Source organism: Pengzhenrongella frigida, from assembly GCF_004168625.1.
GTDB classification, from domain to species: domain Bacteria; phylum Actinomycetota; class Actinomycetes; order Actinomycetales; family Cellulomonadaceae; genus Pengzhenrongella; species Pengzhenrongella frigida.
The window spans coordinates 1-20,994 of sequence record NZ_SDWW01000037.1; the positions used below are offsets into that span (position 1 = coordinate 1).

A 20,994-nucleotide genomic window follows, 5' to 3' on the forward strand; every position below is an offset into this window, starting at 1 on the left:
GAATACGAGACCATCATGACCACTCAGGTCGCACTCGCCGCCTGAGCCCGACTGTCACCTATCGGTGCAGCAGACCCGACCGCGCTATCCACAACCAGCCGCCGCAACCCCCGCCCAGGCAGCCGATCGTGGCCCCATGGGAGAAGGCCCCAGAGGAAGGGAGCAGGACGATGACCGAGTTCAATGCCGTCGACCCGACGGCCACTTGGATGCAGATCATCGCGATCCTGACGGCCGCAGCTGACAGCCCACAGAAGACGGTGGCGGGCGGGCCGGACCTGCAATCTCTGGCTCTGGGCGCACAGATCGTTGCGTCAAGGGCTGTGGCGCTCCTGCCCATCGACTCCGACGACGACCTCGAGGACCTCGTCCTGGAGGTCGCTGCGTCGTCCGCTGTGGGAGAGCTCATCCGGGCGGCGGCAGAGGCTGCCCGTCGGTACCCGATCGACAAGTTCCCCGCCGGTGCCGCCGCAGTGATTTCCGAGCTAGACGACTTGGTCGCCGAAACCGAGGTCGCATCGTGACGGCGGCGAGAGGGGCGTCGTCCGCCACCGCGCCGCCGGTGCCGCCCGACGAGCGGACGGTGGGAGATCTGCTGCACGACGCCGACTTCGCCGCACGTGAGCTCTTATGGGAGGCACCGCCACATATGGCCAAGGCCAGGGTGCGTTCGTGGGGCGAGGTCGTTGAGGCGGCGGCCGGATTGTGGGCGTCGATCCCGGATCGGACCGGGGACCCGAGCATGGGGCGGATTCACAGGCTTGCTCTGGGGATGCACCGCACCCAGCTGCGGACCGGTTGGCCGGGCGTCGGTGAGGGCGACCCGCTCCTGGAACGCGCTGTGGAGAATCTCTGGCTGGCAGCTGAGATGGTCGCCGCCCGCCGACACCCCACTGCGCCGCTCAGCGAGCCGGGGCACCTGGACTCCGAGGCCGCCCGAACTCGGATCATGCACGTGGTCTACGTCGCCTCGCACGGCGTAGGCCAGGCGCTGGACAACTACAACCGCGACCTGCGCCGCGTGCTCGACGCGAAGCACCGCGTCGAGCCGGGGCAGTCGGCAGAGCAGTCGCGTGACCTTCTGGTGCGGGTGGGAACGGCCGAGCAGTTGGCGGCGTCCTATCTGTCCGGCCGCTGGCCCGCCGCGCTGACCGGGCAGCACCTCGACCCCGTCGAGCCAGGCCGCCTCGAACGCGCCGTCGCTCGCTGGGACGTCCAAGCTCGCCGGACGCTGGCGGCATCGCCGACCGCAACGGATGTCCTATTCACTGTGAAGGTCGAACGGGACCTAACCGTGACCGGCGCCAGAATCTTCACCGCGGCCGCTCACCTCGGTGCCATCGACGCCGACCAGCACGCGAACCGTCTGCAGCCGGCGCTCGGTTCGCTCGACGACGCCTGGGCGCAACTGGGTGTCGACCTCCAGCAGATCGCCGGACGCGCCCGCAGAATCGACCCCGACCTCCTGCACGCTGGCGCCGAGCTGCGCGCGTCCCTGCGGGAGATCACCGCAGACCTCGGCGGCCACGCCGGACCGGAAACGATGGCGCAGCGCGTCGACCTGCGCGCGGCGAGCCGGGAGGTGCAGCGCGGGCTGGTCGCCGCGGTCGACTTTGGCTACGTCCTGCGCGAGGCGGTCACGGATCCCGAGTTCTTCGCCCCGGCCCGTGGTGTGGCGGCCGCGTGCACGGTTCTTTTCGTCCGGTCCGACGACGCGGCCTGGGTCGAGCTAGGGGACCTGTACGCCAACCGTGCGATACCCATCCCCCAAGCCCTCCGCGAGTCTTTGGCCGAGCGCAGCGCCGACGTCGTGGAAGCGGCGGTGCAGGTCGACTCGGCCAGCACGTTCCTGGGTGCGAACCGTGACATCAGCCCAGCCGGCCCGCGGCTGAATGGGCGCGGCCACGAGGAGCGCGGGATCGGTGTGCCGCCAGGCCCGGGCCCGGCATATGGCTGCGAGCGGTGACGGACCGGTGACGAGACGATCGAGAGGAAATGCCATGCGAAGCAGGGACCCGGTTGGCGACGCGATCGCGGCTTTGACCGAGGCAGCACGGGGCACCCGGACCATCGGCGCGGGTTCCCCGCACGAGCACAGTGAGCCGGTCGACTTCGGGGAGATCGCCTGTCACGTCCGGACTGCCGTGGCGGCCAACGTCGGCGGGGTCGAGCGGCTGCTCTCCGGTCGTCCCGGATCATGGGAAGCCGACTATGTCCGGCAGATCGTTCTGAGCACGGCTGGCGAAGGTAGCCAGGAGCTGTTGCGCTGGCGAACCGAAGCATCTCGGCTCTCGCCAACGGGTGGGGATGCCGACGATGGCCAGCATCACCAAGCGCCCTGACGGGGTGTGGCGGGCTCGGTACCGCGATGAGGTGGGCCGCGAATACTCCAAGCACTTCCAGCGCAAGCTTGACGCGCAGCGGTGGCTGAACGAGGTGACCACGGCGGTGGGGACAGGTACCTACCTGGACCCGGAGATCGCGCGCACGACGGTGGAGGAGTGGTGCACCTCGTGGCTGGCCGGCTATGGCACCCGGCGCGCGTCGACCGTCCGCCAGGGACGCGTGCACGTGGCGCGGATCGTCGCGGAGTTCGGACCGAGGCGGCTGGCGAACGTGCGCCCCTCCCACGTGAAGGCGTGGACGGCCAAGCTCAAGGCCGAGGGTGTGTCCGACTCCTACGTCTACGCACTGCACGCCCGCCTCGCGCAGATCATGGCCGACGCGGTCCATGACGGCCTGATCGCGCGCTCGCCCTGCTCGCGGCGCACCTCACCGGGCGCTGGCAAGCAACGGCCCTACGTCGCCACGGAGATCCAGGTGTGGGCGCTTGTCGACACCGTGCCCGAGTACCTGCAGCCGGCGGTCTTGCTGGCCGCGTTCGCCGGCCTGCGCGTCGCTGCGGTCTGCGGGCTCCGAGTCACTGACGTGGACTTCGCGCGAGGTGTCATCAACCCGGCGGTGCAGTACCCGCAGGAGCCGCTCAAGACGGCCACGGCGCGCATCGCGATTCCGATCCCGCAGGCGCTGGTGGTCGAACTTGCGGACGGAGCAGGTGGGCGCAAGTGGATCGTCGAGACGAGCGCGGGGGAGCAGGTCGCCCCGTGGAAGATCGATCGGGCCGTCCGTGCGGCACGAGCCGCACTCAAAGCGAGGGCGGAGAAAACGGTGCAGCAGCCGACGGCGGAGCTCGTCGAGGTCGAGGCGGCGCGAGCCGCCGCGCTGCCCGTGGGCTTTCGGTTCCACGATCTGCGGCACTTCTACGCGTCGCTGCTGATCGCGTCCGGCGCCGACGTGAAGGTCGTCCAGGCGCGGCTTCGGCACGCGTCCGCTAAGACGACTCTCGACACCTACGCCCACTTGTGGCCGGATACCGAAGAGTCCACCCGCGCGGCCGTTGGAGCAGCGATGGCGGCGCGTGCGGACTCGGTGCGGACCAAGACGTCCTCGTGAACGCGGTTGCGCTGCCTAGAGGCAACTCCATGTCAGAAGCCATCAACGGTGACGGCGAACCTGATGAGCCTGGGAATGAAGTCCACCGGGGAACCGCGATCAGGACCATACTCCAGTCCCCGCCCGCGACCACTTCTGGTCTGAGGATCTCCGGCACTTCTATGGCTCGTCACTGATCACCTCCGGCCCTTCCGCATTGGCCATCCAGGCACGGGTTCGGCACGCGTTGGCGAGGCCCCGCTCGACACCCAACGCCCACCCGTGGCCGGACGCAGAAGAGCCCGCAAACGCCGACGTTTCAGGAGTGCTGTCGGCGCTTGCGGACTCTGTGCGGACTAGACCGACCTCACGCCTGCGTTTGTGCAGGTCAGAGGCATATCTTCGTCAGCAGTCGTAGTAGAGCTCGAACTCGTGCGGGTGCGGCCGCAGGCGGATCGGGTCGATCTCCTGGGTGCGCTTGTAGTCGATCCACGTCGAGATCAGGTCGGGGGTGAAGACGTTCCCGGCCGTGAGGTAGTCGTGGTCGGCCTCGAGCGCGTCGAGGACCTCGCCGAGGCTGCCCGGAACCTGGGCGATCGCGGCGTGCTCCTCGGGGGGCAGCTCGTACAGGTCCTTGTCGACCGGCTCGGGCGGCTCGATGCGGTTCTGGATACCGTCGAGACCGGCCATGAGCATCGCGGCGAAGGCCAGGTACGGGTTGGACGACGGGTCGGGGACCCGGAACTCGATGCGCTTGGCCTTCGGGTTCGATCCCGTGACCGGGATGCGGATGCACGCGGAGCGGTTGCGGGCCGAGTAGACCAGGTTGACCGGCGCCTCGAAGCCCGGGACCAGGCGGTGGTAAGAGTTCACCGTCGGGTTCGTGAACGCGAGCAGCGACGGCGCGTGCTTGAGCAGGCCACCGATGTACCAGCGCGCCATGTCAGACAGGCCGCCGTAGCCCTTCTCGTCGAAGAACAGCGGCACGCCGTCCTTCCACAGGGACTGGTGGACGTGCATGCCCGAGCCGTTGTCGCCGAACAGCGGCTTCGGCATGAAGGTGGCCGTGCGGCCGGCTTCGTGCGCCACGTTCTTCACGACGTACTTGAACAGCTGGACCTTGTCGGCCGAGATGGCGAGCTTGTCGAAGCGGTAGTTGATCTCCGCCTGGCCGCCGGTGCCGACCTCGTGGTGCGAGCGCTCGATCTGCAGCCCCAGAGCGTCGAGCTCCAGACAGATCCGGTCGCGGATGTCGATGAAGGAGTCGACCGGCGCGACGGGGAAGTAGCCACCCTTGTAGGGGATCTTGTGGCCGAGGTTGCCGCCCTCTTCGACGCGGGCCGAGTTCCAGGCCCCTTCGATGGAGTCGACGATGTACGACGCAGAGTTGGACTTCGTCTCGAACCGGACGTCGTCGAAGATGTAGAACTCGGCCTCGGGGGCGAAGAACGCCGTGTCCGCGATGCCGGTCGAGAGCAGGTACGCCTCGGCCTTGGCGGCCACCTGGCGCGGGTCGCGGCTGTACGGCTCGTTGGTGTACGGGTCGACGATCGCGAAGTTGATGTTGAGGGTCTTTTCCTTGCGGAAGGGATCCAGGTAGGCCGTGGTGATGTCCGGGATGAGCTTCATGTCGGACTCGTGGATCGCCTGGAAGCCGCGGATCGAGGATCCGTCGAACATCTGACCCTCGGTGAAGAAGTCCTCGGGAAGCGAGTAGGCCGGCACGTTGAAGTGCTGCATCACGCCCGGAAGATCACAGAACCGCACGTCGACGAACTTGACGTCGTTGTCCTTGATGAACGTCAGGACTTCCTCGGGATTACTGAACATCCGTTGCTCCTCGGTTCGGTGTGCCCGGTGCGGGCGGTCTCGACGCTAGGTGAGTGGCGTTAACCAACCGTGTACCTCGTGTTTCCGCCGTGTTAAGTCGACGCCGGATCGCACGAGATCCGGTCGTTAGGCTACCGGGATGGCAGCGCGGGACGACATCGGCTCATGGTTGGACGGCACCGGGTCCGGCGACGGGACATCTGGTGCCGGCCGCCGGCTCGGGCTGCCGTCGACCGGCCCCGGCTCGCTCGCGTCGCTGGTCCGCCGGGTCGCGGCGATCGGCGTGGACTGGGCGCTGTGCCTGCTCATCTCGGCCGCGTTCTTCGACGGTGACCCGATCGCCACGCTCGCGGTGTTCGCCGTCGAGAACGTGCTGCTGGTCGGCACGATCGGCCACACGCTCGGGCACCGCCTGCTGGGGATCCACGTGCGGCGCGCACCGTCCGGCGGGGGAGCCGACGGCGGTCGTTCCGGCGGTGGGCCTGCTGCGTCGCTCTCCGGCCCGGGCGCCGTCGGCATCCCGCGAGCCGCGCTGCGCACCGTGCTCGTGTGCCTCGTGATCCCCGCCGTCGTCTGGGACGGTGACGGCCGTGGCCTGCACGACCGGGCCGCCGGGACCGTCATCGTCCGGCTCTGACCTCGCCTCCACGCAACGACCTCGGCGACCTCGGCCGCACGCACCCGGCGCACCCGGCGCACCTGGCAGCCGCAAAAGAAAGGCCGGCTCCCGGGGAACGTATCCCCGAAGAGCCGGCCGTCGGCGAAAGCGGTCAGCGTCCGCGCATCCCCTTGCGGTCCGGGCGGGCCCGGGTCGGGTCGATGCCCTTCGGGACGGGCAGGCGCACGCCGCCCAGCGCGGTGAGTCGCTTGGAGATCTCGGACGTCTCCTGCTTGGTCAGCGTGGGGCGCAGCTTCTGCACGCGTCGCGGCAGCTTGCGCAGCGGCACCTGCCCCTCGTCGGAGCCGGCCTGGATCAGGGTGATCGGGACGTTCGGCAGCACGCGGGCGGTGCGCTTGCGCTCGGTGTCGAGCAGCTTGGCCGCGCGCGCCTTCGGCCCCTCGCTGACCAGCACGACGCCGGCGCGCCCGATCCCGCGGAACACGAGATCCTGCGTGCGGGGGTCGACGGCGACGGGCTCCTCGGCGAAGCTCCAGCCGCGGCGGATCGTGCCCAACGCCGCGCGGGACGCTCCCGGCTGGCCCTCGATCTGCGAGTACGCAGCCGTCTCGGCCCGGCGGGCGAGGATGAACATCGCCGCCAGGGCGCCGAACGGCAGCCCCAGGAACAGCGTGTAGATGACGTGGCCCCACCAGAGGCCGATCAGCAGCGCGACGGCGACGATGCCGAGGAACGCTGCCAACATCAGCCAGGTGACCGCCGGATCCTGCTTGCGGGTCATCTGGTACGCCTGCCACACCTGCGTGTACCAGCGGGTCTTCTTCTGCTTTACCGGCTTGGCGGCGGGTGTGTTCGCCCCGGTGCTCTGACGTGCCATGGAGCGAGAGTCTAGACGGTCCAGACTGACGGCTCGGGCCGCAGCGGCGCGTCAGCGGGCGAGCAGGCTCGCGGCCTCCTGCCGAGCGGTCCGCGCCTCGCCGAGGTGCGCGAGGGCGGCGGGGATCTCCTGGCCGCGCCGGCGCATCGCCTGCCCCCACAGCCGTCCGGCCCGGTACGACGAGCGCACCAGCGGCCCGGCCATGACCCCGAGGAAGCCGATCCGCTCGGCCTCGTCGGACAGCTCGACGAACTCCTCGGGCCGGACCCACCGGGCCACCGGGTGGTGGCGCACGGACGGGCGCAGGTACTGGTTGATCGTGATGAGGTCGCAGCCGGCCGCGTGCAGGTCGACCAGCGCCTCGCGGACCTCCTCGGTCGTCTCGCCCATCCCGAGGATGAGGTTGGACTTCGTGACGAACCCGGCCGCGCGGGCGGAGGTGATCACCGAGAGCGACCGCTCGTAGCGGAACGCGGGCCGGATCTGCTTGAAGATGCGGGGCACGGTCTCGAGGTTGTGCGCGAGGACCTCGGGCCGCGAGGAGAAGACCTCGGCGAGCTGGTCGGGCACGGCGTTGAAGTCGGGGATCAGCAGCTCGACGCCGGTGCCGGGGTTGAGGGCATGGATCTGGCGGACGGTCTCGGCGTACAGCCACGCACCGCCGTCGGCCAGGTCGTCCCGGGCCACGCCGGTGACGGTCGAGTACTTCAGCCCCATGGCCTGGACCGACTCGGCCACGCGGCGCGGCTCGTCGCGGTCGAGGTCGGCCGGCTTGCCCGTGTCGATCTGGCAGAAGTCGCACCGCCGCGTGCACTGGTCGCCGCCGATGAGGAAGGTCGCCTCGCGGTCCTCCCAGCATTCGAAGATGTTGGGACAGCCCGCCTCCTCGCACACGGTGTGCAGGCCCTCGCGCTTGACCAGGCCCTTGAGCTCGGAGTACTCGGGCCCCATCGTGGCGCGGGTCTTGATCCAGGCGGGCTTGCGTTCGATGGGGGTCTCAGCGTTGCGGGCCTCGACCCGCAGCATGCGGCGTCCTTCGGGTGCGATCGTCACCTTCGCCACACTACGTCAGGGGTTCGGCCCCGACGGCGGCGGTCTCGCGGCGGCCGCTGCGGCCCACCGATCCCCGGGCCAGCAGCCCGACGACGGCGAGCGCGGCCGCGGCGGTCACCGGGACCCCGAACGCCGCCTGGACCCCCGCCGCCTCAGCGACGGCGCCGGCCCCCGCCGCGCCGATCGCGCCGCCGACCACGTTCGCGCTGACCAGGAGGGTCATGACCGTGCCCGCGCGTCCGACCGGCGACACGTTGCCGCCGACGGTGAAGATCGTCACCATCGCCGGTCCGATGAACAGGCCGGTCACGCCCAGGACGGCCACGATCGGACCGACGCCGGTCACGACGAGGGTGGCCGAGCTCACGATCGTCATCCCCGTCGCGGCCACCACCCAGCGTCGACGCGGGTCGATCCGGTCGGGCAGGGCGACGACGGCGAGCGCGGTGGCCGCCGAGCCGACGCCCATCGCGGCGTAGAGCAGGCCGGCGAGCCCCGGGTTGCCCGCGTCGGTGGCGAACGCCGTCACGGCGGCCTGCGAGCCGCCGAAGAAGACCCCCATCGCCGCCATCCCGAGCAACGGGGCGCCGGCCAACGGCAGCAGACGGCGGACCGGCCAGCGCGCCGCCACCGCGCGGTGCGCGGTCCGATCGCCGTCGGCCGGGCGCGTGATCCGGGCGGTGGGATGCGCCGCGAACGCCAGCCCGAAGACCGCGGTGAGCAGGGCCGCCGCCAGCAGGGTCAGCTCGGGGCTGGCCGCGGCGCTGATCAGCCCGACGAGGGCGGGGCCGAGCACGAACGTGAGCTCGTCCACCGTGCTCTCGTAGCCCATCGACGCCGCCAGCGTGGCCGGGTCGTCCCGGGTCAGGGCGATCCAGCGCACCCGCGCGAACGCGCCGACCTGGGGCGAGGTCGCGCCGGTCGCGAAGCACGCCACGAGCGTCACCGCGAGCGGGGCGCCCCGGTGGGCGGCCAGCACGACGGCGACCATCGCGGCGGCGTTGGCCGTCACGGCGATCGAGACGACGGGCCGTTGACCGAAGCGGTCCGCGAGGTTGCCGTGCACGGCGCCGAACAGGGCCGTGCCGAGGGAGGACGCCCCGGTGGCCAGGCCGCCGGTGGCGACCGAACCGGTGCTCGTGGTGACCAGCAGCATGATGCCCAGCGCGGTCATCGAGAACGGCAGCCGGGCGAGGAGGGCGATGGGGAGGAACGAGCGCCCGGCGAGCCGCGGCAGCGCCCGATAGGTCGCGAGCGGCCCGGCGTGCGGACGGGACGGGTGGGGTGGTGCGGGAGTTCGGGTCATGGCCTCGGGGTTCGTCGAAGATCGCGCGCCGACCCACCCAATTCCCGACGCGCACGAGACCCTGTGCGTCGCTCATTCTATCGGTCGTCGGCGATCGTGCCACGTTTGGGCCGTTCTGGGCGTTGCGCCTGGGACCTCTGGCCCACGCGGACCGCGGCTCGATTCGTGAACCTGGGCCAAGGCGGTGTGCAACGCGGCGGGTCGCCTCAGAGCTCTGGGAGGCGCCATGCACGTTCTCGTGACGGTCGGATCGCGGCACGGCTCGACCCGGGAGATCGGCGACAGCCTCGCCGGGGTGCTCGAACGGGAGGCGCACACGGTGGCGCAGGTCGACCCCGACGACGTCACCTCCCTGGTCGGCTACGACGCCGTCGTCCTGGGTTCGGCCATCTACGCCGGCCAGATGACGGAGTCGGTCCGCGCGCTGGTGCGTCGGCTCGAGGCTGCGCTGGTCGACATCCCCCTGTGGCTCTTCTGGTCGGGCCCGATCGGCGCGCGCGCTCGGCCGGTGGGTGAGCCCGACGACGTCCGGCTCCTCCAGCGACGGCTCAAGCCGCGCGGGGTGCACATGTTCGGCGGTCAGCTGGCGACCGCCGGGCTCGGGATGGCGGAGCGTTCGCTCGTGGCCGCGGTGGGTGCCGTGCCCGGTGACTACCGCGACTTCGAGGCGGTCGACAGCTGGGCCGAGCAGATCGCGGTCGAGCTGCGGGCGAAGGCGCGGCCGGGGATCGAGATCCCGCCGTCGGGGCAGTGGCGGGGGCTGGGGCCGGCCTAGACCGGCCGGCGTCCGCGGCCGGGGGACCTACGCGGCCGGGGGACCTACGCGGCGGGAACACCTACGCGGCGGGGCGGCCGACGGCGAGCAGCGGCGCGAGCGCCTGGTCGACGTGGGTCCGCACGGGGTCCAGGACGTCCGCGATCCGCACCCGGCGTCCGGTCTCGGCCGAGAGCGAGGTGACGTCCGCATCCGGCAGGCCGCAGGGCACGATCCGCCCGAACTCGGCGAGGTCAGGCTCGCAGTTCAGCGCGAACCCGTGCATCGTGACGCCCCGGGCGACGCGCACCCCGATCGCGGCGACCTTGCGCTCACGGCGCCCCGCGTCGGCCGGGAACCACACCCCGCTGCGGCCGTCGACGCGGATCGCCGCGAGGTCGAGCTGCGTGCACACGGCGATCAGGGCGTCTTCGAGCGCGCGGACGTAGGCGACGACGTCGATCGGGTCGCCCAGCCGCACGATCGGGTACCCGACGAGCTGACCCGGGCCGTGCCAGGTGATCTTGCCGCCGCGGTCGACGTCGACCACCGGCGTGCCGTCCTGGGGGCGGTCCAGCGAGGCGGTGCGCCGACCCGCGGTGTAGACGCTCGCGTGCTCGCAGAGCAGCACGGTGTCCGGGCGGGTGCCGTCGGCGACCTCGGAATGGACCGCGCGCTGCAGGTCCCACGTCTCGCGGTAGTCGGCGAGGCGGGTTCCGAGGTCGAGCTCGACGAACTGCATCGGGTCAGGCTAACCGCCCGACGCCGGACCGCGGGTTCGGCGTCGGGCCGCTACGCCGGGTCGGTCGGCTCGGGGCGCGCCTGGATCATCAGGGTGAGGAGCTCGCGCATGGTCGCCACCTGTTCCGGGGTCAGGCCGCGGGCCGACATGGCCTCGGCCGGGCCGGGCCGGGCGGCCTCGCGGAGCACGCGCTCACCCGCCGGGCTGAGCGCGATGACGTGCCGACGCTTGTCGTCCCCGTGCGGGGTGCGGGTCAGGTAGCCGGTGCGCTCCATCCGCGCGAGGATGCGGCTCATCGTCTGTTCCGTCACACCGACGGCGGACGCGAGCTGGCGCTGGGAGTGGTCGCGCTGGGCGAGCAGGACGAGGACCGGGAAGCTCGCGTGGTTGAGATCCCAGGCGAACAGGTGGTGGTTCCACTCCCGCTCGACGTGGCGCGCGGCGCTCGACAGCATGCGCCCGGTCGACCACCTCGTCATGTCCTGCATGTACGCCTTCACCGCCTCCGGCTTGCCCCAGGGCGGGACTAGCCTCATGATACTCAGCATGCTGAGTAATTCCAGATCTGCCGCCGCGCTCCGGGCCCTTGTCATCGTGCTGCTGATCGCCGTCTGGCTGGGGGTCGGCGCGATCGGTGGCATGGCCCAGGGAAAGCTCTCCGAGGTGCAGAGCAACGACGCTGCCTCGTTCCTGCCTGCGTCCGCGGAGTCGACTCGAGCCGCCGAGCTCAATCGGGCCTTCGTCGACTCAGAGACTTTACCCGCGCTCGTGGTGCTCACCGCGCCCGAGGGTGGTGCCATCTCGCCGGAGCAGCTCGCCGCGGTCGAGGACTTCGCCGCCGGCATCCCGGCGCTCCCGATCACCGGCGCAGACCCGGCGGCCGGGGACCCCGCCACGATCGGCGACGTGCTCACGGCCGACCCCGTCGTCGTGCCCTCCGAGGACGGCGCCGCGCTGCTCGTGCCGCTCTCGCTGGACGGCCCCGCCGCCGAGGAATCGCTCGCGGACGACTCGAGCGTCGTGGGCGGGGTGGTCGGATCGCTGCGGGACGCGCTGAGCTCCGACCTGGGGGCCACGTCCGAGTCGGTCGGTGCGGTCGGGCTCAACGCGTGGGTCACCGGACCGGCCGGGTTCGTCGCCGACCTCGTGACCGCCTTCGGCGGGATCGACGTCACCCTCCTGCTCGTGGCGCTGGGGGCGGTCCTCGTCATCCTCGTGGTGGTCTACCGCTCGCCGTTCCTGCCGTTCCTCGTCATCTTCACGGCGGTGTTCGCGCTCTCGGCCGCCTCGCTCGTCGTCTACCACCTCGCGAAGAACGACCTCATCACCCTCAACGGGCAGACGCAGGGGATCCTGTCGATCCTCGTGGTCGGCGCCTCGGTCGACTACGCGCTGCTGCTCGTGGCCCGCTACCGCGAGGAGCTGCGGCACGTCGAGAGCCCGTTCGTGGCCATGGCGCGTGCGATGCGGGTCTCGGTGGCCCCGATCGCCGCCAGCGCGGGGACTGTGATCGCCGGGCTGCTGTGCCTCACCCTCTCGGACCTCGGCTCGAACAAGGCCCTCGGGCCCGTCGGGTCGCTCGGCATCGTCGCGGCCTTCGTGGCGGTCATGACCCTGCTCCCCGCGTTCCTGCTCGTCCTCGGCAAGCGCTCGCGGGCGCTGTTCTGGCCCCGGGTGCCGCGCCAGGTCGACGCCGGCACGCACGCCACCGTCCCGGGGACGCTGTCCACCGCCGAGATCCTGTCCGGCGGCTGGGGCCGGCTGGCCGGGTTCGTCGGCCGCCACCCGCGCCGCGTCTGGGTCGTCACCGCGCTGGCCCTGCTGGCAGGTGCGGCGTTCCTGCCCACCCTCCAGGCGAGCGGCACCAGCCAGACCGACATCTTCCTCACCAAGGTCGACGCCGTGTCCGGTCAGAAGGAGCTCGCCGAGCACTTCCCGGCGGGCGCGGTCCAGCCCGCCGTCGTCATCACCCCGCAGGGCGACGCCGACGCGGTCGTGGCCGCCGCGCAGGGCGTCGACGGGGTGGACTCGGTCTCGGTCTACACCGGTCCGCAGACGGGGCCGCCGAGCGCCGTTGCGGCGCCGCCGCTGGTCGTGGACGGCAACGTGCGCGTCGACGTCGTCACGACCGCCTCGGCCGACTCGCTGGCCGCGGTGGGCACCATCGAAGCGGTCCGTGACGCGGTGCACGCGGCGTCCCCCGACGCCCTCGTCGGCGGCGCCAGCGCGGAGTCGCTCGACACCCAGAACGCGAGCACGCGGGACCTCAAGGTGATCGTGCCGGTCGTGCTGCTCGTCATCCTGCTCATCCTCGGCCTGCTGCTGCGGTCCGTGCTCGCGGCGCTGCTCCTCATCGCGGCGAACGTGCTGTCGTTCGCCGCCGCCCTGGGGATCTCGGCCATCGTGTTCAACCACGTGGTCGGCTTCCCGAGCGCCGATCCGTCGGTCCCGCTGTACGCCTTCACGTTCCTGATCGCGCTCGGCGTCGACTACTCGATCTTCCTGATGACTCGCGTGCGGGAGGAGTCGGTGCTCTACGGGACGCGCGAGGGCGTGGTGCGGGGGCTCGCGGTGACGGGCGGGGTGATCACGTCCGCCGGTGTCGTGCTCGCCGCGACGTTCGCCGCCCTGGGCATCATCCCGCTGCTGTTCCTCGCCCAGCTCGCGCTGATCGTGTCGATCGGGGTCCTGATCGACACGCTGGTGGTGCGCAGCCTGCTCGTCCCCGCCCTCGTGCACGACATCGGCCCGCGGATCTGGTGGCCGAGCAGGCTCCGCCACGAGGCGCCCCGGGTGCACGCCGACGGTGCCCCGGAGCCGGAGGGTGAGGAGTTCGCGCGCACCCTGCGCTGACCGGGTGATTAGGGTGTCCGCATGAGTGAGCAAGGTGCAGGCCAGCGGCTCCGCGTCGGGTTGATCGGGTACGGCGATGCCGGACGGGGGATCCATGCCCGGCTGCTGCGCGCGGCGGGGCACGTCGTCACCCACGTCGCGGTTCGCAACACCGAGCGCGCGGCCGCCGCGCAGGCCGACTGGCCTGGCGTCGTCCTCGTGCCCAGCGTGGCGGCGCTGGTCGAGCTGGGCGGCGACCTCGATCTCGTCGTCATCGCGAGCCCGACCGGGAACCACGTCGAGAACGCCCTCGCCGTGATCGCGGCGGGTCTGCCCCTGGTCATCGACAAACCCCTGGCGCCGGACTCGGCCGGGGCGCAGGCCGTGGTGGCGGCCGCCACGGCCGCCGGCGTGCCGCTGACGGTGTTCCAGAACCGCCGGTGGGACTCCGAGCAGCTCACCCTGCGTGCGCTGCTCGCGGACGGCACGCTCGGCACGGTGCACCGGTTCGAGCGCCGCTGGGAGCGGTGGCGCCCGGTCCCCAAGGACCGTTGGCGGGAGAACGACCCCATCGCGGGCGGGCTCCTGCTCGACCTCGGGGCGCACCTGGTCGACTCGGCGGTCCAGCTCTTCGGCCCCGCGACCAGCGTCTATGCGGAGATCCGTGCGTTGACGACCCCGACCCCCGACGACGTCTTCCTCGCGCTGCAGCACCCGGGCGGCGTCGTCAGCCACCTGTGGGCGGGTGGGCTGACCGGAGCACCCGGCCCGCGCACCCGGGTGCTCGGCAGCGCGGGGGCGTACCTGGTGACGTCCTTCGAGGGGGAGCCGACCCCCTTCGCGGAGCTCGACGAGGCCGCGCCGGGCGGGTCCGAGGGTCACGAGGGCTGGTTGGTGCACGGATCGGACCGGGTAGCCGTCCCGCGGGTGAGCGGTGGGCATGTCGACTTCTACCGCGCGGCCGGGCGCTGGATCCTCGCCGGCGGACCCGTCCCGGTCGACCCGCAGGACGCCGTTCGCACCGCCCGGGTGCTCGAGGCCGCCGTCGTCAGCGCGCGCGAGCAGCGGGTGGTCCAGCTCGGCTGACGGCCCCCGTGGCCGTCGGGGGAGGCCGCGCAGGCGCAGCGCACTGACGCTGTGGACAACCCCGGTCGGCACCCGGGCGGACGGTTCGATGGGCGGATGGAGACCGACCTGGTGCCGCCCGACCTGGCCGCCGCGCTGCGCGCCGCCGGGTACCGCGTGGGTGGGCCGGTCGGGGTCGGCTCGCACGGGCCGGCCTGGGCGGCGGTCGGGCACGCCGGTGGCTCGTCGGCCGGGACCCGGGTCGTGGCCACGGTGCTCACCGTGCCGGCCGGCTCGGGCGGGACGGAGCTGCGCCGGCGACTGGTCACGCTGCGCGCCCTCACCCATGACCACCTCGCGGAGATCGTCGACGTCGTCCCGATCGACGGTGCCGGTGCCGACCTCCCGCCGCCCGCTGGTTCCCCGCAGGCCGCGCAGTGGGCGGTGCTGCTCGCGGAGGTCCCCGGTGTGAACCTGGCGACGCTGCTCGCCGCGCGGCCGCCGCTGGCCGACGGCGAGGTCGTCACGCTCGTCGTCCCCCTCGCGCAGGCGCTCGCCGCGCTGCACGACGCCGGCCTCGTCCACGGGGACGTCTCGCCGGCCAACGTCGTGGTGCGCCCAGACGGGCGGCCCGTGCTCGTCGACCTGCTCGGCGCCCTCACCGGGCAGGCCGGAACCCGGGACGGGCGCGGCACGCCGGCGTTCGCGGCTCCCGAGGTCGAGCGCGGCCACCGGCCGGGCCCGGGCGCGGACGTGCACGCCCTGGCCCGGGTCGCGCTCGCGGGGCTCGCCCCGGGCGGTCACCCGGGCCTGCGGAGCCTGATCGAGCGGGCCTGCGCCGCGGACCCGGGGCGTCGGCCGTCCGCCGCCGACCTCGCGGACCGGTGCTACGCCGCGGTGGCTCCTGAGCCGCTGGCCCTGCCCGACGCCGCCGTCCTTGCTCGGACCACGCTCGCGCGGCTGGCGGGCGAGCGTGGTCCCCGCTCGGCGGTCACGATCCGGCCCGCGGGTTCCCGGCACCGCGCCGCCCGGCGGGGGCCGGGTGCGGTCCAGGCGCTGGTGGCCGCCGGGGCCGTCCTCACCTGCGCCGCGGTCGTGGTCGCGCTCATCGCGCGCGGCCCCGCCGTCGGGAGTGCCGACGCGCGGACCGCAGCACCAACCCCGTCGGGGGGAGTCGACCCGAGCGGGGCCGCGGGCCCGGCCGATGGTCGGCGCGTCTCGTCGGGCCCGGCCGATCCTGTCGCCGCAGCCAAGGCGCTCACCGAGCGGCGGGCCGTGCTGCTCGCCGCCGACGACCCGGACGCCCTGGCCGAGGTCGAGGTCGTCGGCTCCGACGCGCAGCGCGCCGACCTGGCCATGCTCGCCGGCGTGCGTGCTGCCGGGCAACGCATCCGTGGCCTGTCGGCCGAGGTCGCCTCGGTGCGGCTGGTCGACGCCGGCGTGGGGGAGCCGCTCACCGAGGCCAGGGTCGAGGTGAGCTCGGCGCTGACGGCGCACCGTCGCGTCGCCGCCGACGGCACGGTCGCTGCGGAGATCCCTGCCCAGCCGGCGCGCACCGTCGTGCTGACCATGGCGTGGACCTCGGCGGGCTGGCGGGTCGTCCAGGTCGCCGGTTCGCCGACCGGCGCGCCGGTGGATGGGGTCAGCGGGACCGGGGGGTGACTCCGCGGCCCGTCACCCAGGCGGCGACGTCGGGCACATCGGGGTGGGTCCAGGTGAAGCCGCTGTCGACCAGGGCGGTGGGCAGGGCGCGGACGGAGCCGAGGACCTCCTGGGCGAACTCCCCGAGGACCAGCCGCACAGCGAATGCGGGCACCTTGATCACGGCGGGACGGTGGGCCGCCCGCGCGAGAGCGCTCGTGAGCTCGGCGTTGGTCGCCGGGTGCGGGGTGGTGAGGTTCACCGGACCCGCCACCGGCGCCTGCAGCAGGTGCACGATCGCGCGGACCTCGTCGACCAGGGAGATCCAGCTCCAGTACTGGCGGCCGGAGCCGAGCGGCCCACCGACGCCCAGGCGGACGATGGGCAGGAGCCGCCCGAGCGCTCCGCCGGAGGGCGCCATCACGATGCCGGAGCGGAGGTGCGCGACCCGGATCCCTGCGTCCTCGGCCGGGGAGGCCGCGCCTTCCCATGCCCGCACGATCCCGGCGAAGAAGGTGTCCCCGAGCGCCGAGGTCTCGTCCAGCACCTCGTCGCCACGGTCCGCATAGGTGCCGTACGCACCGATTCCCGAGGCCTGCAGCAGCACCGACGGCGGCGTGTCCATCCCCGCGATCGTGCTCGAGAGCAACGACGTCGTGCGGGTGCGGGAGGTGAGCACGACCCGCTTGTACTTGTCCGTGAGCCGGTGGTCCGCGACGCCTGCCCCGGCGAGATTGATCACGGCGTCGGTGCCGGCGAGGTCGCGGGGGTCGAGACGACCCGCGTCGGGATCCCAGGCGATCTCGGTCGGACCCGACGGCGCGCGCCGCACGAGCCGGCGGACGTCATGCCCGCCGCGCGTGAGCTCCGTGACCAGCGCGTTGCCGATCAGCCCGGACGATCCTGCGACGACGACCTGCATGGTGGGCACCTTGGGTTCGGGCCGCGGACGACGACCGTCCGCGCCCCGCCGGTCGAACGGACCGGGGAACGCGGACGGGCGGCGTCAGGGACGCTGGGCGAGCAGGCGAGGGGTCAGAGCCCGACTTCGGACTCGAACGCCCCTTCCTCGAGACGGTTCTTGACCGCGGTGAGGTATCGCGCGGCGTCGGCACCGTCGATCAGGCGGTGGTCGTACGACAGCGACAGGTAGACCATCGACCGGATCGCGATGATGTCGGACCCGTCCGCATCCTTGGCGATGACCGGGCGCTTGACGATCGTGCCGGTGCCGAGGATGGCCACCTGCGGGAGCGCGACGATCGGCGTGTCGATCAGCGCGCCGCCCGAACCGGTGTTGGTGATCGTGAACGTGCCACCCGTGAGGTCGTCCGGACCCACCTTGTTCACGCGGGTGCGCGCGGCGAGGTCGGCGATCTTCCGGGCGATCCCGGCGAGGTTGAGGTCGCCGGCGTCCTTGATGACGGGCACGACCAGGCCGCGCTCGGTGTCGACCGCGATGCCGAGGTTCTCGGAGCCGTGGTAGATGATCTGGCTGCCGTCGATGCTCGCGTTGATCTTCGGGTAGGTCTTGAGCGTCTCGACGGCGGCCAGGGCGAAGAACGGGAGGAACGTGAGGTTCACGCCCTCGCGCGCCCGGAAGTCCGTCTTGGCCCTGGCCCGCAGGCGGGCCACCTTGGACACGTCCACCTCGACGACGGTCGTGAGCTGGGCCGAGGTCTGCAGGGACTCGACGAGCCGGTCGGCGACCAGCTTGCGCAGCCGCGACATCTTCTCGGTCGTGCCTCGCAGCGGGGAGACGGCCACGGGCGCGGCCTTCGCCGGGGCCGTGGCGGCGGCGGGTGCCGGGGTGGCAGCAGCAGCAGCGGCGGCGGCCTCGGCCTTGGCAGCGGCCTCAAGGACGTCCTCCTTGCGGACGCGCCCTCCGACGCCGGTGCCGGTGATCGTGGCCAGGTCGACGCGCTTCTCCGCGGCGAGCTTGCGCACGAGCGGGGTGAGGTAGCTGCCGGACACCGTCGCGGCGGCGGCCGGGGCCGACGGAGCGACGTGCTGCGCCGGGGTTGCCACGGGTGCCGGGGCGGGAGCCGCGACCGGGGCCGGTGCGGCGGCCGGAGCAGCAACGGGGGCGGGAGCCGCGACCGGAGCGGGAGCGGCCACGGGGGCCGGCGCCACGGAAGCGGGAGCTGCCACCGGTGCGGCGCCCGCGCCGAGCACCGCAAGGGCGGTGCCGACCGCGACGGTCTCGTCCTCCTGCACGAGGATCTGCTGGAGCGTGCCCGCGAACGGCGACGGGATCTCGGTGTCGACCTTGTCCGTGGACACCTCGAGCAGCGGCTCGTCGACCGCGACGTCGTCGCCGACGGCCTTGAGCCACCGGGTGACGGTGCCCTCGGTCACGGACTCGCCGAGTGCCGGCATCGTCACCTGGACGCCGTCGGACGGGGCGGCGGCGGCCGGGGCGGGAGCAGCCTGCGGCGGTGCCACGGGCTCGGGCGCGACGGCGGCCGGCTCGGCGGCGGCAGGCGGTGCCTGCTCGACGGGCGGTGCTGCCTGCGCGGCGGGGGCGCCGCCGTCGGCCACGGCCGCGCCGGTGCCGATCACGGCGAGCGCGGTGCCGACCGCGACGGTCTCGTCCTCCTGGACGAGGATCTGCTCGAGCACGCCCGCGAAGGGCGACGGGATCTCGGTGTCGACCTTGTCGGTCGACACCTCGAGCAGGGGCTCGTCGATGGCGACGGTGTCCCCGATCGCCTTGAGCCAACGGGTAACGGTTCCCTCGGTGACGCTCTCACCGAGCGCCGGCATCTGCACGGAGTCAGCCATGACCGCTCGTGTCTCCTTCGATCGTGGGGTCAGTTGTGGGCGTGCAGCGGCTTGCCGGCCAGGGCCAGGAAGGCCTCGCCGAGCGCTTCGTTCTGGGTCGGGTGGGCGTGCACCAGGCTGGCGACGTCTTCCGGGTACGCCTCCCAGTTCACGATGAGCTGGCCTTCGCCGATGAGCTCACCGACGCGGGCGCCGATCATGTGCACCCCGATGACGGGGCCGTCCTTCTGGCGGACCAGCTTGACGAAACCTGTCGTGCCCAGGATCTGGCTCTTGCCGTTGCCGCCCAGGTTGTACTCGAGCACCTCGACGGCGTCGTCCCCGTGGATCTCCTTGGCCTTGGCCTCGGTCAGACCCACCGAGGCGACCTCGGGGTCGGAGTAGGTGACGCGCGGGATGCCGGACTCGAGGATGGACACGGGCGCCAGGCCCGCGATCTCCTCGGCGACGAAGATGCCCTGCGCGAACCCGCGGTGCGCGAGCTGCAGGCCGGGCACGATGTCGCCGACGGCGTAGATGTTGCCGACACCGGTGTGCAGGCGCTCGTTGGTGATGACGAAGCCGCGGTCGAGGGTCAGACCCTGGTCCTCGTACCCGAGACCGGCCGTGCTCGGTCCGCGGCCGACGGCGACGAGCAGCAGCTCGGCGTCGAACGTCTTGCCGTCCTCGAGCGAGACGTGCACGCCGGCGTCGTCCTGCGTGACGCCCGCGAAGCGGACCCCGAGGTTGAAGTTGATGCCGCGCTTGCGGAACGCCCGCTCGAACGCCTTGCACAGCGCGAGGTCCTCGTTCGGGACGAGGTGGGGGAGCGCCTCGATGATCGTGACGTCCGTCCCGAAGGACTTCCAGACGCTCGCGAACTCCGAGCCGATCACGCCGCCACCGAGCACGACCACGGACTTCGGCACGTAGTCGAGCTGCAGCGCCTGGTCGGACGTGATGACCCGCCCGCCGATCTCGAGACCGGGGAGCGACCGGGCGTAGGAGCCGGTGCCGAGCACGATGTTCCGGCCGGTGATGCGCTCACCGTTGACCTCGACGGCGTCGGGGGCGACGAGCTTGCCCCAGCCCTCGAAGACGGTGACCTTGCGCGACTTCACGAGTCCCTGCAGGCCCTTGTAGAGCCGGGCGACGACGCCGTCCTTGTACGCGTTCACGCCGGTCATGTCGATCCGGTCGAGGGTGGTGTGCACCCCGACGTGGGCACCCTCGCGGGCGTTGTCGGCGAGCTCGGCCGCGTGCAGCAGCGCCTTGGTCGGGATGCAGCCGTTGTGCAGGCAGGTCCCGCCGAGCTTGCCTCCCTCGACCAGGGCCACGCTCAGGCCGAGTTCTGCGCCGCGCAGCGCGGTGGCGTACCCGCCGCTGCCTCCGCCCAGGACCACGATGTCAAAAACGGTGCCGTTCGTGTCGGCCACGTGTCACTCCTCCGGCGCAGGCTGTGGGGTTCTTTCGAATACTCGCGGCCCATCCTGTCACCGCCCGGGCCTTGCCCCTAACCGGATGGGGGTCGAGTATGTGTGAGCCTCAGAACATTCATCCCATGACTTGACCGGCGCTCGGAACCTTCAGCGTTCGCCCAGGCACGGCCGCTATTCTGGGCCGATGGCTCTGTTCTTCCGACGTCAGCGCACCTCTGACGCGACCGCTCAGCCGTCGGCGCGCGAGGCGCAACAGGCCACCGTCGACCATTTCCGGGAGTTCGTCCGCACCCAGGTCGGCGTCGAGGCCTATCTCGAACCCGTCACGAGCTCGACGCCGATGACGCTCATGCTGATCGCGACCTCGGGGGAGTGGACCAGGCGCAAGGTGCCTGACGCCCGCGCCGCGCACTCCCTCGCGCACGACCTGGGCATCCCGATCTACGACGTGCACCGCACGGGCTACCCGCAGCGGATGCGCGACTGGAGCAGCCGCCAACGCATCCTCGCCAAGCGCGCCCGACAGGCGAGGACGTCGCCGGGTTCACAGCCCGTGCGGGCGGATCCCGGCGACGTCGGTCGCACCGGCTTCTAGCGGCGACTCGGCTTCTCGCGACGTCGCCCCTCGCGGGGCGGCGTGC

At 72.2% G+C, this 20,994-nt stretch carries 19 protein-coding genes; 10 read left to right on the forward strand and 9 right to left on the reverse strand.

Annotation, left to right across the window (positions count from 1 at the left end; genetic code table 11):
• Positions 1-170 precede the first annotated feature (170 nt).
• The 4 genes from EUA98_RS14220 to EUA98_RS14235 are packed head-to-tail and all read left to right on the forward strand — an operon-like array spanning position 171 to position 3,453.
• Positions 171-524, forward strand: a complete 354-nt coding sequence (locus EUA98_RS14220) for a hypothetical protein (RefSeq protein ID WP_130103353.1) — start codon at positions 171-173, stop codon at positions 522-524.
• Positions 521-1,966, forward strand: a complete 1,446-nt coding sequence (locus EUA98_RS14225; RefSeq protein ID WP_130103354.1) for a hypothetical protein — start codon at positions 521-523, stop codon at positions 1,964-1,966. Before EUA98_RS14220 ends, EUA98_RS14225 begins: the two co-directional genes overlap by 4 nt.
• A gap of 34 nt (positions 1,967-2,000) precedes the next feature.
• The gene (locus EUA98_RS14230) at positions 2,001-2,342 is read left to right on the forward strand and encodes a hypothetical protein (protein WP_207219100.1); all 342 of its coding nucleotides are present in this window, start codon (positions 2,001-2,003) and stop codon (positions 2,340-2,342) included.
• Positions 2,317-3,453: a tyrosine-type recombinase/integrase gene (locus EUA98_RS14235; protein ID WP_130103355.1), complete on the forward strand. Its 1,137-nt coding sequence runs from the start codon at positions 2,317-2,319 to the stop codon at positions 3,451-3,453. Before EUA98_RS14230 ends, EUA98_RS14235 begins: the two co-directional genes overlap by 26 nt.
• A 384-nt stretch (positions 3,454-3,837) precedes the next feature.
• Here EUA98_RS14235 and glnA read toward each other — a convergent pair whose 3' ends face one another.
• Positions 3,838-5,262: a type I glutamate--ammonia ligase gene (gene glnA / locus EUA98_RS14240; protein WP_130103356.1), complete on the reverse strand. Its 1,425-nt coding sequence runs from the start codon at positions 5,260-5,262 to the stop codon at positions 3,838-3,840.
• A gap of 139 nt (positions 5,263-5,401) precedes the next feature.
• Between glnA and EUA98_RS14245 the strand changes: the two genes are divergently transcribed.
• Positions 5,402-5,899, forward strand: a complete 498-nt coding sequence (locus tag EUA98_RS14245) for an RDD family protein (RefSeq protein WP_130103357.1) — start codon at positions 5,402-5,404, stop codon at positions 5,897-5,899.
• A 133-nt stretch (positions 5,900-6,032) separates the two neighbouring features.
• Here the strand turns inward: EUA98_RS14245 and EUA98_RS14250 are convergent, their stop codons facing one another.
• The 3 genes from EUA98_RS14250 to EUA98_RS14260 are packed head-to-tail and all read right to left on the reverse strand — an operon-like array spanning position 6,033 to position 9,117.
• Positions 6,033-6,758 carry a DUF4191 domain-containing protein gene (locus EUA98_RS14250; RefSeq protein WP_130103358.1) on the reverse strand — a complete coding sequence of 242 codons (726 nt, stop codon included), beginning with the start codon at positions 6,756-6,758 and terminating at the stop codon, positions 6,033-6,035.
• Between the two features lie 51 nt (positions 6,759-6,809).
• The gene (lipA, locus tag EUA98_RS14255; protein ID WP_130103359.1) at positions 6,810-7,811 is read right to left on the reverse strand and encodes a lipoyl synthase; all 1,002 of its coding nucleotides are present in this window, start codon (positions 7,809-7,811) and stop codon (positions 6,810-6,812) included.
• Between the two features lie 10 nt (positions 7,812-7,821).
• A complete protein-coding gene (locus EUA98_RS14260) occupies positions 7,822-9,117 on the reverse strand; it encodes an MFS transporter (protein WP_130103360.1) in 1,296 nt (431 codons plus the stop codon).
• A gap of 226 nt (positions 9,118-9,343) precedes the next feature.
• Here EUA98_RS14260 and EUA98_RS14265 point away from each other — a divergent pair, with 226 nt between their 5' ends.
• Positions 9,344-9,892 (forward strand): flavodoxin domain-containing protein, encoded by a 549-nt coding sequence (locus tag EUA98_RS14265; RefSeq protein ID WP_130103361.1) that lies wholly within the window; start codon positions 9,344-9,346, stop codon positions 9,890-9,892.
• A 61-nt stretch (positions 9,893-9,953) separates the two neighbouring features.
• Here the strand turns inward: EUA98_RS14265 and lipB are convergent, their stop codons facing one another.
• Both lipB and EUA98_RS14275 read right to left on the reverse strand, forming a co-directional pair.
• Complete coding sequence (gene lipB / locus EUA98_RS14270) at positions 9,954-10,613, reverse strand: lipoyl(octanoyl) transferase LipB (protein ID WP_130103362.1); 660 nt, start codon at positions 10,611-10,613, stop codon at positions 9,954-9,956.
• Between the two features lie 50 nt (positions 10,614-10,663).
• Complete coding sequence (locus EUA98_RS14275) at positions 10,664-11,149, reverse strand: MarR family winged helix-turn-helix transcriptional regulator (RefSeq protein ID WP_242511536.1); 486 nt, start codon at positions 11,147-11,149, stop codon at positions 10,664-10,666.
• A gap of 10 nt (positions 11,150-11,159) precedes the next feature.
• Here EUA98_RS14275 and EUA98_RS14280 point away from each other — a divergent pair, with 10 nt between their 5' ends.
• The 3 genes from EUA98_RS14280 to EUA98_RS14290 all read left to right on the forward strand — a co-directional run bounded on the left by EUA98_RS14280 (position 11,160) and on the right by EUA98_RS14290 (position 16,172).
• Complete coding sequence (locus EUA98_RS14280; protein WP_242511537.1) at positions 11,160-13,466, forward strand: MMPL family transporter; 2,307 nt, start codon at positions 11,160-11,162, stop codon at positions 13,464-13,466.
• 21 nt (positions 13,467-13,487) lie between these two features.
• Positions 13,488-14,531: a Gfo/Idh/MocA family protein gene (locus tag EUA98_RS14285; RefSeq protein WP_130103365.1), complete on the forward strand. Its 1,044-nt coding sequence runs from the start codon at positions 13,488-13,490 to the stop codon at positions 14,529-14,531.
• 96 nt (positions 14,532-14,627) lie between these two features.
• Positions 14,628-16,172, forward strand: coding sequence for a protein kinase domain-containing protein (locus EUA98_RS14290; RefSeq protein ID WP_130103366.1), 1,545 nt, complete (start codon positions 14,628-14,630; stop codon positions 16,170-16,172).
• On the opposite strand, the gene EUA98_RS14295 is transcribed toward EUA98_RS14290, so the two are convergent.
• From EUA98_RS14295 to lpdA, 3 genes are all read right to left on the reverse strand, one after another.
• A complete protein-coding gene (locus EUA98_RS14295) occupies positions 16,153-17,073 on the reverse strand; it encodes a TIGR01777 family oxidoreductase (RefSeq protein WP_130103367.1) in 921 nt (306 codons plus the stop codon). The genes EUA98_RS14290 and EUA98_RS14295 overlap by 20 nt on opposite strands.
• A 113-nt stretch (positions 17,074-17,186) precedes the next feature.
• Positions 17,187-18,935, reverse strand: a complete 1,749-nt coding sequence (gene sucB, locus EUA98_RS14300; protein WP_130103368.1) for a 2-oxoglutarate dehydrogenase, E2 component, dihydrolipoamide succinyltransferase — start codon at positions 18,933-18,935, stop codon at positions 17,187-17,189.
• A gap of 29 nt (positions 18,936-18,964) precedes the next feature.
• Positions 18,965-20,350 carry a dihydrolipoyl dehydrogenase gene (lpdA, locus tag EUA98_RS14305; protein ID WP_130103369.1) on the reverse strand — a complete coding sequence of 462 codons (1,386 nt, stop codon included), beginning with the start codon at positions 20,348-20,350 and terminating at the stop codon, positions 18,965-18,967.
• 187 nt (positions 20,351-20,537) lie between these two features.
• Here lpdA and EUA98_RS14310 point away from each other — a divergent pair, with 187 nt between their 5' ends.
• A complete protein-coding gene (locus EUA98_RS14310; RefSeq protein WP_130103370.1) occupies positions 20,538-20,948 on the forward strand; it encodes an oxidoreductase in 411 nt (136 codons plus the stop codon).
• Positions 20,949-20,994: the final 46 nt, after the last annotated feature.